Source organism: Caballeronia sordidicola, from assembly GCF_002220365.1.
In the GTDB taxonomy this organism is placed as follows: Bacteria; Pseudomonadota; Gammaproteobacteria; order Burkholderiales; family Burkholderiaceae; genus Caballeronia; species Caballeronia sordidicola_C.
Genome location: NZ_MTHB01000036.1, coordinates 82,796 through 96,478 on the forward strand (window position 1 = coordinate 82,796; position 13,683 = coordinate 96,478).

At 58.4% G+C, this 13,683-nt stretch carries 13 protein-coding genes; all 13 read right to left on the minus strand.

The window, feature by feature from the left end; genetic code table 11:
- Positions 1–40 precede the first annotated feature (40 nt).
- The 13 genes from atpA to BSU04_RS06140 all read right to left on the minus strand — a co-directional run bounded on the left by atpA (position 41) and on the right by BSU04_RS06140 (position 13,680).
- On the minus strand, positions 41–1,582 hold the full coding sequence (gene atpA, locus BSU04_RS06080; RefSeq protein WP_089159754.1) for a F0F1 ATP synthase subunit alpha: 1,542 nt from the start codon (positions 1,580–1,582) through the stop codon (positions 41–43).
- Positions 1,583–1,629: 47 nt separating this feature from the next.
- Complete coding sequence (locus tag BSU04_RS06085; RefSeq protein WP_089159755.1) at positions 1,630–2,169, minus strand: F0F1 ATP synthase subunit delta; 540 nt, start codon at positions 2,167–2,169, stop codon at positions 1,630–1,632.
- Between the two features lie 2 nt (positions 2,170–2,171).
- Positions 2,172–2,642, minus strand: a complete 471-nt coding sequence (locus tag BSU04_RS06090; RefSeq protein ID WP_089159756.1) for a F0F1 ATP synthase subunit B — start codon at positions 2,640–2,642, stop codon at positions 2,172–2,174.
- A gap of 137 nt (positions 2,643–2,779) precedes the next feature.
- Entirely contained in the window at positions 2,780–3,052 is a 273-nt protein-coding gene (gene atpE, locus BSU04_RS06095) for a F0F1 ATP synthase subunit C (RefSeq protein WP_031364235.1), read from the minus strand.
- Between the two features lie 171 nt (positions 3,053–3,223).
- Positions 3,224–4,075 (minus strand): F0F1 ATP synthase subunit A, encoded by an 852-nt coding sequence (gene atpB, locus BSU04_RS06100; RefSeq protein WP_089159785.1) that lies wholly within the window; start codon positions 4,073–4,075, stop codon positions 3,224–3,226.
- Between the two features lie 245 nt (positions 4,076–4,320).
- Positions 4,321–4,917: an ATP synthase subunit I gene (locus tag BSU04_RS06105; protein WP_089159757.1), complete on the minus strand. Its 597-nt coding sequence runs from the start codon at positions 4,915–4,917 to the stop codon at positions 4,321–4,323.
- Positions 4,918–5,254: 337 nt separating this feature from the next.
- Positions 5,255–6,394: an SLC13 family permease gene (locus BSU04_RS06110; RefSeq protein ID WP_089159758.1), complete on the minus strand. Its 1,140-nt coding sequence runs from the start codon at positions 6,392–6,394 to the stop codon at positions 5,255–5,257.
- Positions 6,395–6,400: 6 nt separating this feature from the next.
- Positions 6,401–7,330, minus strand: coding sequence for a ParB/RepB/Spo0J family partition protein (locus BSU04_RS06115; protein ID WP_089159759.1), 930 nt, complete (start codon positions 7,328–7,330; stop codon positions 6,401–6,403).
- 37 nt (positions 7,331–7,367) lie between these two features.
- Positions 7,368–8,138, minus strand: coding sequence for a ParA family protein (locus BSU04_RS06120; RefSeq protein WP_089159786.1), 771 nt, complete (start codon positions 8,136–8,138; stop codon positions 7,368–7,370).
- Positions 8,139–8,200: 62 nt separating this feature from the next.
- Positions 8,201–8,881, minus strand: coding sequence for a 16S rRNA (guanine(527)-N(7))-methyltransferase RsmG (gene rsmG / locus BSU04_RS06125; RefSeq protein ID WP_089159760.1), 681 nt, complete (start codon positions 8,879–8,881; stop codon positions 8,201–8,203).
- Positions 8,881–10,860: a tRNA uridine-5-carboxymethylaminomethyl(34) synthesis enzyme MnmG gene (gene mnmG / locus BSU04_RS06130; RefSeq protein ID WP_089159761.1), complete on the minus strand. Its 1,980-nt coding sequence runs from the start codon at positions 10,858–10,860 to the stop codon at positions 8,881–8,883. The genes rsmG and mnmG overlap by 1 nt, the downstream gene beginning before the upstream one ends.
- Before the next feature lie 289 nt (positions 10,861–11,149).
- Positions 11,150–11,896: an ABC transporter ATP-binding protein gene (locus BSU04_RS06135; protein WP_089159762.1), complete on the minus strand. Its 747-nt coding sequence runs from the start codon at positions 11,894–11,896 to the stop codon at positions 11,150–11,152.
- Positions 11,896–13,680 carry a branched-chain amino acid ABC transporter ATP-binding protein/permease gene (locus BSU04_RS06140; protein ID WP_089159763.1) on the minus strand — a complete coding sequence of 595 codons (1,785 nt, stop codon included), beginning with the start codon at positions 13,678–13,680 and terminating at the stop codon, positions 11,896–11,898. The genes BSU04_RS06135 and BSU04_RS06140 overlap by 1 nt, the downstream gene beginning before the upstream one ends.
- Positions 13,681–13,683 lie beyond the last annotated feature (3 nt).

Consider the following 13,683-nt stretch of genomic DNA (forward strand, 5'->3'; position numbering starts at 1 on the left):
AAGCGGCCCGCGCCGCTTCAAAGTTCGACCAATACGAGGATCAGTAAGCGCCCGACTTCTTGAAGTCCTTCAGCGCGGCATGCAATGCGCCTTCGTCGTCCTTCGACAAGTCTTTGTTATCTTCGATGCGCTTGATCATGTCGGCGTGCTTGGTCTTCAAGAAGTCGCGGAGACCCTTTTCGAACGGCAGCACCTGAGCGACTTCGAGATCGTCGAGGTAACCGTTGTTCGCGGCAAACAGCGCGATCGCCAGTTCCCAAACTTGCAGCGGCTGATATTGCGGCTGCTTCAGCAATTCCGTCACGCGGCGGCCGCGCTCCAGCTGCTTACGCGTAGCTTCGTCCAGGTCCGATGCGAACTGCGAAAACGCTGCCAATTCACGATACTGCGCCAAGTCGGTACGAATACCGCCGGACAGCTTCTTGATGACCTTGGTCTGCGCTGCACCGCCGACTCGCGACACGGACACGCCTGCGTTAATAGCAGGACGGATACCGGCGTTGAACAAGTCGGTTTCCAGGAAGATCTGGCCGTCCGTAATCGAGATCACGTTCGTCGGAACGAATGCGGTCACGTCGCCGGCCTGCGTCTCGATGACCGGCAATGCCGTCAGCGAACCGCTCTTGCCCTTCACTTCACCCTTCGTGAACTTCTCAACGTAGTCTTCCGACACGCGAGCCGCACGTTCCAGCAAACGCGAGTGCAGATAAAACACGTCGCCCGGATACGCTTCACGACCCGGCGGACGGCGCAGCAGCAGCGAAATCTGACGATACGCCCATGCTTGCTTGGTCAAATCGTCATACACGATCAGCGCGTCTTGACCGCGATCGCGGAAGTATTCGCCCATCGTGCAGCCGGCGTATGGTGCGAGGTATTGCATCGCAGCCGATTCCGAAGCCGAAGCCGCGACCACGATGGTGTATTCCATCGCGCCGCTTTCTTCCAGCTTGCGCACCACGTTCATGATCGACGAAGCTTTCTGGCCGATTGCAACGTAGATACAGAAGAGGTTCTTGCCCTTCTGGTTGATGATCGCGTCAATGGCCACAGCCGTCTTGCCGCACTGACGATCGCCAATGATCAGCTCGCGCTGGCCACGGCCAACCGGCACCATTGCGTCGATGGACTTCAGACCCGTTTGAACCGGCTCCGACACCGACTTACGCCAGATCACGCCCGGTGCAATCTTTTCGACCGCGTCGGTCATCTTTGCGTTGACCGGACCCTTGCCGTCGATAGGCACGCCCAGTGCGTCGACCACACGGCCGAGCAGTTCCGGACCTACCGGCACTTCGAGAATGCGGCCCGTCGTCTTGACGATGTCGCCTTCCGAAATGTGTTCGTATTCGCCCAAAATCACGGCGCCAACCGAATCGCGCTCGAGGTTCAGCGCGAGGCCGAAGGTATTGCCCGGGAATTCGAGCATTTCGCCCTGCATCACGTCCGACAAACCGTGAATACGCACGATACCGTCGGTCACGGAAATCACAGTGCCTTGGTTGCGAACATCGGCGCTCGCTTCCAGACCCTGGATCCGGCTCTTGATCAGCTCGCTGATCTCAGAGGGATTGAGTTGCATTAGTCACTCCTGATAGTCAATTCTTAACCGCGCCGGCGCAATGCGCGTCAGGCGGACAGCGCCGTCTGCATGCTGGCAAGGCGCGCGCGGACCGAGGTATCGAGTACTTCGTCGCCTACCGTTACGCGAACACCGCCAATCAGCGACTTATCGACTTCAACAGTAGGTTTCAGCTTGCAGTGGAACTTGCGTTCGAGATTCGCGACAAGGTCGGTCAACTGTGCGCCTTCCAGCGGGAATGCGCTGACAATCAGCGCATCGGCCGCACCTTCGCGGGAATTCTTCAGCTCGTCGAACTGCACGGCAATTTCCGGCATCAGCGTCAGCCGGTGGTTGTCCACCAGCATTCGCACTAAGTTCTTTGCCTCCGGCTGTTGCGCGAGCGGCGATTTCACCGCCGACAACAACAGCTCGCTGACCTGATCGCGGCTCACTTTCGGGCTCGTCGCGATGGAGAGCACTTCAGGCAGACGCGCAACCTGAGCCAGCTCCTCGACGAAGTCAGACCAGGCGGCGAGCTCACCCGCTTCGGCCACGCGGAATACAGCTTCAGCGTACGGTCGTGCGATGGTTGCAAGTTCGGCCATGATCAGAGCTCGGCTTTGAGTTGATTCAGCATCTCGGCGTGAGCCGATTGATCGACTTCGCGCTTCAGGATCTGCTCGGCGCCCTTCACGGCCAGCGCCGCGACTTCGCCGCGCAATGCTTCGCGCGCTTTGACGACTTGCTGGTCTGCGTCGGCCTTCGCTTGCGCAATGATGCGCGCGGCTTCAGCCTGGGCGTTAGCCTTGATTTCGTCGGCGACTGCGACTGCGCGCTTTTCAGCATCCGCAATACGCTGCTGACCGTCGTTACGGGCTTGCGCGAGTTCCTGGTCGACGCGCTTATGTGCGGCTTCGAGTTCGGCCTTGCCCTTTTCGGCGGCTGACAAGCCGTCGGCGATCTTCTTCGAGCGCTCATCCAGGGCGTTGATCAACGGCGGCCACACGAACTTCATCGTGAACCACGCGAGGATCAGAAACACGACCATTTGCGCAAACAGGGTTGCGTTGAGATTCACGGTGTTTCCTTAAACGTTGCTAATCCGGAGAGTGAAACGGCAAGGCGCTTGATCGAGGGTTGCATCGATTAAGCGCCGTTGCACGTTCCGTCCTGCGCTCGTCGCTTGAAAGCTCGAGCGCACACTTCCGAGGAACCTCAGCCTGCGACGAGCTTCGACAGCAGCGGGTTCGCGAACGCAAACAGCATTGCCACACCAACGCCAATCAGGAACGCCGCGTCGATCAGACCAGCCAAGAGGAACATCTTGGTTTGCAGCGGGTTCATCAGTTCCGGCTGGCGAGCGCACGCTTCAATGTACTTGCCGCCCATCAGGCCAATACCGATACAGGCGCCGATTGCACCCAGGCCGATGATGATGCCGATACCGATGGCGGTCAGACCCTGGATGTTGGCGATGAAAGCGTTCATGACTACTCCTATGTGAAAAAGACTTTGGAACTTAGATTATTAAAAATTGAAACTCGATACGATTCTGCTGACTTTTGGTCGCTGTTACGTTCTTTCGCTGCGGTGTTCTGCAGCGTTTTACCGAACTACTGTGAGCCTTCCCTGCTGCCTGATTTAGCTACTTGGTGCGGCTTAGTGCGAGTCATGGGCCTGGCCGAGATACACCAGCGTCAGCATCATGAAAATAAACGCCTGCAGCAGCACGATCAGAATGTGGAAGATCGCCCAAACCGTCCCTGCAACTACGTGGCCCAAAAAGCCAAGCACAGAGGCGTCCGCGCCGAAGTGCCACATGCTGCCGAGCAACGCGATCAGCAGGAACAACAGTTCGCCTGCGTACATGTTGCCGAACAGCCGCATGCCGAGGGAAACCGTCTTGGCGACGAACTCGATAATGTTGAGTGCAAGGTTCGGGATCCACAGCAGCGGATGCGCGCCGAACGGAGCGGACAGCAGTTCGTGCACGAAGCCGCCAACGCCCTTGATCTTGAAGTTGTAGTAAATCATCAGAACGAACACGCCGATAGCAATGCCCAGCGTGCCGTTCAGGTCAGCCGTCGGGACGATGCGCATATGCGGGAACGTCTCCGACAGACCCAGCCAGCCGATCACGCGCGTGGGCAGGTCAACCGGGATGAAGTCGAGCGAATTCATGAGCGCAACCCACACGAATACCGTGAGAGCGAGCGGGGCGATGAAACGGCGGCTACCATGGACCATCGACTTCGACTGGTCTTCCACCATCTCGACCAGCATCTCGATCGCGCACTGGAAGCGGCCCGGCACGCCGGAGGTCGCTTTGCGAGCCGCCAACCCGAGAATCAGGATGGTGGCGAGACCGCAGAGAATCGACCAGAAAAGCGTGTCGAGATTCCAGACGTGGATATCGAAAATCGACGTCTGCGAGGACGTGGAAAGATTCTGCAAGTGGTGCGCGATGTACTCCGACGGATCCATCGCGTGCGTTCCTTCGCTAGCTGCCATAACTTTAAAGCCACCCAAATTGTCGAAAATCTTCCGCCGCCCGCGTGATCCTCGATCCGCCATCTCTTGGGCGGTTCGCAGGGCACGGGCCCGCGTGCAGGAGACGGACTCCGCACGTATTAATTTGCTCTGTTACCGTTGGTACGTCACTTACCTGCCGCGTCAAGGCTACGAGGCGTCTTATGTCGCGCACCTCGTCGTGCACCTCGTGCACCTCGCGCACCTCGCGCACCATGCAGCGCGCCTTACTTCCAAGCCATCGCGATCCAGTACGTCTTTAACGCGATCAGGTACGTCACCAGCAGCGGCACCCACAGCACGCCTTTGAAACCGTACGCGATTGCCACGAACATGGCGATGGTCGCGCCCATCTTCATTGCTTCGCCGATCATCCAGCTTGCGACAGTTTCAGCGCCGCTCTTCGCTTTCAGACGTGCCGCGAACAATCCGCTCGGCACCCAGCAAATCGCTCCCCCGAGGAACGCGGACAGCGCAGCAGCGCCCGGTGGACTGTAGAACAGCCACCATGCCAACGTCGCACACAGGGACAAAACCATTTGCGCCGCCACCACCTTGAACGGCGTGACACGCGAGGAACGACTTACTTCAGGACCGAACAGCGTCTCCGCCTCTGCCCGCGTTAGCGGAACAGTCTTGTTATCTTGTGCTTCAGCGTCCCACGAATCGTCGAATGGATGTTCCGACGCGTGGCGCGACTGACCAGAAGAAGTGGTGTTCGGCGTTGAACCGGACGACTTGTGTCCGGTCAAATCAGCGGCAGGGCGTGAATCGCGCCCATCTTGCCCGCCTTCCGGCGCTCGATCCTGCTCTCGCACCGCCATCACACATCTCACTAAAGTCAGTTACAGCCTGCGCATTTGCCGTTCGCATTTGCCATTCTTTGCCATTGGTTTCATGGCTGGATTCAACCACATACTTACGTTGCGCTTTCGGAGTCGCCAAGCTGATAAATCCGGGGGATTGTAAGCGATTGTTGTCACAGATTCAATAGCTTAGGGCCATCAAAAAACAAGCGGACGAGCCTTGAAAACACGTCTCTGAAAGGAGATTTCACTTGTGCCGACAACGAGTTTGATTAACGCCAGATGTGCGGTGGTTTCATGTCGTTTTTCAGCAGGACACAAATCACATTGCGTGCGCCGCACCATTTTCATCTGATCAAACGAGCCAGGCTCCCACCGCCGCCGCGACGATCCAGAATGGAATGGAGATGAGATGAAACGGACCCCACATGCCGCGTTCACCTGAAAGCCGAACCGCAATCAGATTGGCAAGCGAACCAATCGCAATACCAAATCCCCCCACGCTCACACCGAACGCCAGCGCTCGCCAGTCTTTTGAAAACTCGGCGAGCATGATCGCGGCCGGCACGTTGCTGATTCCCTGGGACAACACGGCGCCGGCCGCGTAAGCCTTGAGTGGTGAATCGAGGCCGAGACTCGCTATTGCGTGATGCACCCACGGCAACGCGGCCACGCTTCGAAGCACAATGAACATCAGCACGAAAATCAGCAACAGCAACCAATCGATCTTCAGCACGACCTGACGTCGCCACAACAAGAAACCCGCCGCGACAGCGGCAAGACCAATGCCGGCGTGATGGGCGTCGGCGAGAACCACGAATGCGAGGAATGCAATGCCCGCTACCGTGCAAAGCGGGATATCGACGGAATGTCCTTCGGTATCGCTGGAGAGATCGAGCGGCTTGTTGTGGAACATCGCCGCGGCCAGTGCGTAGAGCATCGCCATGAGCGCCGCGCACAACGGCAGCAACGCCCACACGAACCCGCCGAAGGAGACGCCGCTCGTCTGCCAGAGGAACAGGTTCTGCGGGTTGCCGAGCGGCGTCAGGATCGATCCCGCATTCACAGCGATCGCGATGAAGATCACCAGCCGCTTGATCGGAAGTGGCGCGAGTTTGTGCAGCGACAGCGTCAAAGGCACGACGGCGAACAGTGCAACGTCGTTGGTGAGCAAGGTCGAGAGTACTGCGGCAAGGCCGATCAGCAGAAACGCCAGGCCGCGTTCACCGTGAATTCGATGCACAACGCGGTGCGCCATCCACATCAGGAAGCCCGACAACTCCACCGCCTTGGTCAACATCAGCAAGCCGGCAAGCGTCAGTACGGTCTGCCAGTCGATCAACGCGGGTAACGACGCCCACGGCTTGGGATGCAACACTTGCAGCGCAATGAGCGCGACCAGCAGGATTGCCAGCACGGGTTCTTTGGTGACAAGCGCCCACGCTTTCGCCAAAGGATTTATCGGGAAGCGTTTGGAGTCCGCGGGTGACTGCATCGCGGGTTATGCCTGCGCTGCGGATACGTTGTCCGTGGTTTCCGTTTTGCCGTTGACGGCGCCGGTACGCAGCCGTCCCAAAATGCCTTCCAGCGCATCGAGATCGCCGAAGTCGATCTGCAACTTCCCGCGCCCTCGCCCGCCCATCTTGATCTTCACGTTCGCTGACAGCAGGTCGGACAATTCCTCTTCCAGCCTGCGCGTGTCGCGGCCGCCATCGTGCGCGACGCGCGCTTTCGTAGCGGGCGCTTCCTTGGTCGTCGATGAAACCAGCTTCTCAGTCTCGCGTACGGACATACGCCTATTGACCACCTGGTTGGCCAACTGAATCTGCGTGGCGGCATCGACGGCAAGCAGCGCGCGGGCGTGGCCCATGTCGAGATCGCCGGCGAGCAGCATGGTTTGCACCGGTGTAGCCAGGTTCAACAGGCGCAGCAAATTCGATACGGCACTCCGCGAGCGCCCGACCGATTCGGCCGCTTGCTCGTGCGTGAAATCGAATTCATCGAGCAAACGCTGGATACCCTGCGCCTCTTCCAACGGATTCAAATCTTCACGCTGAATGTTTTCGATCAGCGCCATGGCCGCAGCGGCCTGATCCGGTACGTTCTTCACAAGCACCGGCACTTCTTCGAGGCCGGCCAATTTCGCCGCCCGGAAGCGCCGCTCGCCCGCAATGATTTCGTACCGCTCGCCGCCAATGGATCGCACGAGAATCGGCTGCATCACACCCTGCGCCCGGATACTGGCCGCGAGTTCCTGCAGCGCGCCTTCGTCCATTCGGGTACGCGGCTGATACTTGCCGGCTTGCATCGAGTCGAGGCGTAGAACATTCGGCAGGCCTTCGCTGCGCACGGCCTCGGTGATATCCGAGCTTCCGCCCAGCAGGGCCTCCAGACCGCGCCCAAGGCCCTTCTTCTTCATCGTTGCATTCATCTTGCTTCCTCGTTCTGCCATCTTGACGCTGTGTCCGTTAAAGCGCGCGTACGCGCTCGATCATTTCCGTGCCGAACTGGATATACGCCTGCGCGCCACGCGATGCGCGGTCAAACACGACACCCGGCAAACCGTAGCTGGGCGCTTCGGCCAGCCGGACATTGCGAGGAATGACGACGTCGAAGAGCTTGTCACCGAAATGCTGTTTCAGTTGATCCGATACCTGTTGCTGCAACGTAATGCGAGGATCGAACATGACGCGCAACAATCCGATCACCTTCAGGTCACGGTTGAGATTCGCGTGGACCTGCTTGATCGTGTTGACGAGGTCCGACAGGCCTTCCAGCGCGAAATACTCGCACTGCATCGGGATGACCACACCGTGCGCAGCGCACAAACCGTTCAGCGTGAGTAACGACAAAGCCGGCGGGCAATCGATGAGGATGAAATCGTAATCGGCTTCGACTTCAGTCAAAGCCTTACGCAGCACGCGTTCGCGGTTTTCCACGCCGACCAGTTCCACCTCTGCACCCGCCAGTTCGCGGTTAGCCGGCAAGACGTCGTAGGCGACCGCGTTCGTACGGGTACGCGCTTCGAGTACCGTCACCCCGTTGACCAATACGTCGTACACAGTGTTCTCGACGGCGGCTTTGTCGACGCCACTTCCCATGGTGGCGTTGCCTTGCGGGTCCAAATCGATCAGCAAGACGCGCTGGTCGAGCGCCGCCAGACTCGCCGCGAGGTTGACTGCTGTCGTCGTCTTTCCGACGCCGCCCTTCTGGTTAGCGACGCAGAAGATTTTTGCCATCGTGATGTGTCCCTTCTTTCCTGACTGGATTTCAGGCGCGCGTGAGATGTCGACTGCAGTGTTCAATGTGGGGCCGCTCCGATTTCAAGTTCGATCAGGTGGCGCTCGGCGTCGAGCATGGGCACGCGGAGACGTTCGATACAGCAGACTTTCGTGTCGGCGGGAAGGCGAGCAATCTCCGCGTCCGGCCTGATCCCTTTCATCGCCCAAATGCGGCCGTTGCCAGCAACCAGATGACGCGCAAGTGTAACGAAGTCAGAGAGCTCTGCGAACGCGCGGGACACGATTACATCGAAAAGACCTGGGACTTCGACGCCGGGGTGCAGATTCTCGACACGTCCTGTCACAACCGATAAGTTGGTCAGGCCGAGTTGCAATTTTGCCTGGGATTGGAAGGCTGTTTTCTTGTGAACAATATCGTTCAGCGTGACTTTCCAGTCGGGCAGGACGATCGCCATGACAATGCCCGGCAAACCGCCGCCTGAGCCAACATCGAGCGCTGACTGAGGCTCGGTACGGCGAGTGATGAACGGGATGATCGCGAGAGAATCCAGAATGTGCTGAATCAGCATCTGGCGCGGATCGCGGATCGCAGTCAGGTTGTAGACCGCGTTCCACTTACCCAGCAGGGTCACGTAGTCGAGCAACTTCTGGCGCTGCGCGTCTGTGACGGCTATGCCAAGCTGCTCGATTCCTTCGTTTAGAAGCTTTTGTAGTCCGGCGTCCCCGGCTTCACGCTGCATCACGAGACGGAGCGAGCGCTGCCACGCCCGGACCTGCTATTTCCCGCTGCGGACTGATCTGCAGCGCCTTCGCGTCGGCCCATCGCCCGCTTGAGGTGAACCATGAGCAAGGAAACGGTGGCCGGCGTAACGCCCGGAATACGCGACGCTTGGCCAATCGTCTCCGGCCGATGCTGAATGAGTTTTTGACGAGCCTCGAAGGACAGTCCACGCACTTCTGCGTAGTCGAACGCTTCCGGCAAGCGCGTATTCTCGTGCGTTCCATTGCGCTCAATCTCGCCAGCCTGGCGGTCGATGTAGCCCTGGTATTTCACCGCAATCTCGATCTGCTCTTCGATTTGGCCGAGCAGAACCGGATCTTGCGCGAGCGGTGCTGCCGGGCCGGAAGTGTGATTCCGCAGTGCACAAACGTCCGCATAGGTGACGCTCGGCCGCCGCAATAGATCCGCCAAGCTGTATTCGTGGTCAATCGGCTTACCGAGCAGCGCGATAGCTTCTTCTTCGGGCAACGTTTTAGGGTTAACCCAAGTCGATTTCAGGCGCTGTGTTTCACGTGAAACAGCATCACGCTTTTCGTTGAACACGTTCCAGCGGGCATCATCCACTATGCCCAGTGCCCTGCCCGCCTCAGTCAAGCGCATATCGGCGTTGTCTTCACGCAGTGACAAGCGATATTCCGCGCGGCTAGTGAACATCCGATACGGCTCCGACACCCCTTGCGTAACCAGATCGTCTACCAACACGCCCAGATAGGCTTCGTCACGGCGAGGGCACCACGCATCCTTCCCACTGACTTGCAGCGCCGCGTTGAGACCCGCGAGCAAGCCCTGTGCAGCGGCTTCCTCGTATCCGGTTGTGCCATTGATCTGTCCAGCGAAGAACAGACCGCCAATCGCCTTGGTTTCCAGCGATGCCTTCAGCGCCCGCGGATCGAAGTAATCGTATTCGATCGCGTAGCCTGGCCGCAGAATATGCGCGTGCTCCAAACCCTTCATTGAACGGACCAACTCGAGTTGAACATCGAATGGCAAGCTCGTAGAAATGCCGTTCGGATAGAACTCGTTCGTCGTCAGCCCTTCCGGCTCCAGAAAGATCTGATGCGAGTCCTTGGAGGCAAATCGGTGAATCTTGTCTTCAATCGACGGGCAATAGCGCGGCCCGACGCCTTCGATAACGCCGGTGTACATCGGCGAACGATCAAGGCCGGCCCGAATGATGTCGTGCGTACGCTCATTGGTGTGCGTCACCCAGCACGGCACTTGTCGCGGATGCTGTTCAACGCGTCCGAGAAAAGAGAACACGGGGACCGGATCGAGATCACCAGGCTGCTCTTCGAGCTTCGAATAGTCGATGGTCCGGCCATCAATCCGCGGCGGAGTGCCCGTTTTCAATCGACCTTGCGGAAGTTGAAGCTCCTTAAGCCGTGCGGACAATGACACGGCCGCCGGATCACCTGCCCTACCGCCCGTGTAGTTATTCAAACCCACGTGAATTTTTCCGTCGAGGAAAGTCCCAGCCGTCAACACGACCGCTTTCGCACGGAATTTCACGCCGACCTGGGTCACAGCGCCCACAACACGGTCGCCTTCGACGATCAAATCGTCCACGGCCTGCTGGAACAACCAAAGGTTCGGCTGGTTTTCGAGCCGATGCCGAATCGCCTGCTTGTACAGGACCCGATCTGCTTGCGCCCGCGTGGCCCGAACAGCGGGACCCTTTGAAGAGTTCAAAATCCGAAACTGGATGCCCGCTTCATCGGTTGCCGCGGCCATCGCACCGCCTAAGGCATCGATTTCCTTGACCAAATGGCCCTTCCCAATCCCACCGATCGAGGGATTGCAACTCATTTGGCCTAGCGTTTCGATGTTATGGGTCAACAAAAGCGTAGCCGCACCTGCTCGAGCTGAGGCCAGAGCGGCTTCAGTTCCAGCGTGACCGCCGCCGACGACGATCACATCGAATTCAGTTGGATAAAGCATGGGTTCCCGCGCGATGTGGCGGACCTTCGAAAGAGATATCGAAGAATTATAGCCGGTTAGCTTTTGCCACGATCCAGGCCAAACAGCTCATACGAAAAAATCGAATGGTTCACGTGAAACACGCGATCGAAATTTGCTGGAGCGAGGATCTTCGGTCACCTATCCGCTGGGCCTTTAGCCGACTTTGATCTCCAAGCGGAAAGGAAAGCCGCTAGAAACACTCAATGCAAAAAAAAATGGCATGTTTCACGTGAAACACGCCATCGAATATCACTAGCCGGTAACGACGCTATGCGACTTTCTTCGCCAATCCCAAGTACGTTTCAATAACCTTCGGGTCGTGAGCCAGTTCGCTAGCAACACCTTCCATCGCAAACTCGCCCGTTTCAAGCACGTACCCGTAATCAGATATCTGCAACGCTGCCCGGGCATTTTGCTCGATGAGTAACGTAGCAACCCCTGTCTGCCGCAACGCACTGATGATATGGAAGATCTCTTTCACGATTAACGGTGCTAGGCCGAGGCTAGGTTCATCCAGCATCAACAAATCGGGCTTACCCATGAGTGCACGGCTGACTGCGAGCATCTGCCGCTCCCCGCCCGACAACGTCCCAGCGGCCTGGTTCCTGCGCTCCTTCAGGCGCGGAAACAAATCGAACACATGATCGAGTTGATCGAGGAAATTGCGCTCGCCAGCGCGCTTTCGCCGATACGCACCCAAAACCAGGTTGTCTTCCACGCTCATACTCGCGAACAGCTCACGCTTTTCCGGCACAAGACACATTCCACGTGAAACACGCTTTTCGATGGCCAGCGCTGAGATATCCTCGCCCCGATACAGAACTGTTCCCTTCGCATAGCCCGTGGACGGAAGCGCGCCCATGATGGCATTGAGCAAAGTGGATTTGCCCGCGCCGTTAGGCCCAATAACGGAAACGATCTGGCCCGAGCCAACGGCGAGCTTGCCGCCGTGGAGCGCCTCTACCTTGCCGTAGCGGACGGACAAATCGGCGACTTGAAGAATTGCATCGGCCATCAGTCCACCCCGCCCAGATAAGCTTCCAATACCGCCGGGTCCTTTTGGACATCCTCAGGCAATCCTTCGGCAATTCGGGTTCCAAACTCCATCACCACTAACCGGTCAGTCAGATTCATCACGAAATCCATGTCATGTTCCACCAGCAGGATGCTCATCCCCTCGTCTTTCAGGCGTCGCAGCAACTCTGCCAACTGCTGTTTCTCCTGATAGCGCAAACCGGCTGCGGGCTCGTCGAGTAATAGCAAAGTCGGATCGCAGCATAGCGCTCGGGCAATTTCCAGAATGCGTTGTTGCCCCAGTGCCAAACTGCCGGCTTCATCGTAGAGATGCTTTTCCAGACCCACGCGCTTGATCTGTTTTGCCGCTTCCGCCATCAACCGCCCCTCTTCCGCTGCGTTCAGGCGGGCGACGCTGCGCCACACACCCGTCTTTCCCCGCAAGTGCGCACCGATCGCGACATTCTCCAGAACCGTCATTCCCGATAACAACCGCACGTGCTGGAACGTCCGCCCAATACCGCGCTTGACGATTTCACGTGAAGTCAGTGCATCGATGCGCTCACCCTGAAAGGTGATCGAGCCGCTCGTGGCTTGCAGGACTCCGGTGACCAGGTTGAATGTCGTCGATTTCCCCGCACCGTTCGGTCCGATCAAACCGATGATCTCGCCCGCCTTCACTTGGAAGCTGACGTCGTTGACAGCGACTAGACCGCCGAACTCCTTGCGAGCCTTATCGACGACCAGCAAAGGCTCGCCGATGATTGGCTTTGGACGTTGCGGCAGCGCGTCCGCGTGCTCAGGAGCGCGGGCGCGCGGGCCGCTGGGAAAGAGCCGGGCGACGAACGGCCACACTCCTTGCCGTGCGTATTGGAGCAGCAAGACCATCAATATCCCGAACACGATGATTTCGAAATTGCCGTTAGAGCCAAGCAGCTTAGGCAGCAAGGTCTGCAGATAGTCCTGCAGAACGGTGAGGATTGTCGCGCCCAACACCGCACCCCAGACGTGCGATACGCCCCCAACGACAGCCATGAAAAGGAACTCGATGCCGTGATTCAAGCCAAACGGCGTCGGATTCACGGCACGCTGCAAATGCGCATACAGGAAACCTGAAATCGCGGCCAGCACGGCTGCGTAGACGAAGATCACCACACGCATCCACGCGGTGTTCACGCCCATGGCTTCGGCCATCGTGCCGCCACCGCGCAGCGCCCGAATCGCCCGCCCCGGCCGGCTATTAAGCAGATTCTGAACAGATACCACCGAGAGCAACACGACGACCCAGATCAGGTAATAAATCGACCGCCCGGATTCGAGATGCCAGCCGAACAGGTTGAGCACCGGAATGCCGTTGATGCCATCGTATTTGCCGAGGAATTCGAGGTTCCCAAACAGGAAGAACAGCGACAGCCCCCACGCGATTGTCCCGAGCGGCAGGAAGTGGCCAGACAGTCGCATGGTGACCATCCCGAGCAGCAGCGCGATCAGCGCCGTCAGCACCACGCCCACTATCAACGCAAGCCACGGCGACACACCGAACTGCGTCGTCAGGTAGGCCGTTGAATAAGCGCCTACACCCACGAACGCCGCTTGTCCGAAGCTCGTCATCCCGCCAATACCCGTCAGCAGCACGAGCCCGATAGCGACAATGGAATACAACCCGATGTAGTTCAGCAGCGTGATCCAGTACTCGGGCGTACGGACCGGATGCGGCAGCACCGGCAGCGCGAACACGACCAGCAGGAATACCCAGAAAAACTTGTTTCGCATGACGAATTTCATCGC

Coding starts and splice junctions, on each gene's coding strand:
- atpA (WP_089159754.1), bottom strand. CDS start 1,582: ATGCAACTCAATCCCTCTGAGATCAGCGAGCTGATCAAGAGCCGGATC.
- BSU04_RS06085 (WP_089159755.1), bottom strand. CDS start 2,169: ATGGCCGAACTTGCAACCATCGCACGACCGTACGCTGAAGCTGTATTC.
- atpE (WP_031364235.1), bottom strand. CDS start 3,052: ATGAACGCTTTCATCGCCAACATCCAGGGTCTGACCGCCATCGGTATC.
- atpB (WP_089159785.1), bottom strand. CDS start 4,075: ATGGCAGCTAGCGAAGGAACGCACGCGATGGATCCGTCGGAGTACATC.
- BSU04_RS06105 (WP_089159757.1), bottom strand. CDS start 4,917: ATGGCGGTGCGAGAGCAGGATCGAGCGCCGGAAGGCGGGCAAGATGGG.
- BSU04_RS06110 (WP_089159758.1), bottom strand. CDS start 6,394: ATGCAGTCACCCGCGGACTCCAAACGCTTCCCGATAAATCCTTTGGCG.
- BSU04_RS06115 (WP_089159759.1), bottom strand. CDS start 7,330: ATGAATGCAACGATGAAGAAGAAGGGCCTTGGGCGCGGTCTGGAGGCC.
- BSU04_RS06120 (WP_089159786.1), bottom strand. CDS start 8,138: ATGGCAAAAATCTTCTGCGTCGCTAACCAGAAGGGCGGCGTCGGAAAG.
- rsmG (WP_089159760.1), bottom strand. CDS start 8,881: ATGCAGCGTGAAGCCGGGGACGCCGGACTACAAAAGCTTCTAAACGAA.
- mnmG (WP_089159761.1), bottom strand. CDS start 10,860: ATGCTTTATCCAACTGAATTCGATGTGATCGTCGTCGGCGGCGGTCAC.
- BSU04_RS06135 (WP_089159762.1), bottom strand. CDS start 11,896: ATGGCCGATGCAATTCTTCAAGTCGCCGATTTGTCCGTCCGCTACGGC.
- BSU04_RS06140 (WP_089159763.1), bottom strand. CDS start 13,680: ATGAAATTCGTCATGCGAAACAAGTTTTTCTGGGTATTCCTGCTGGTC.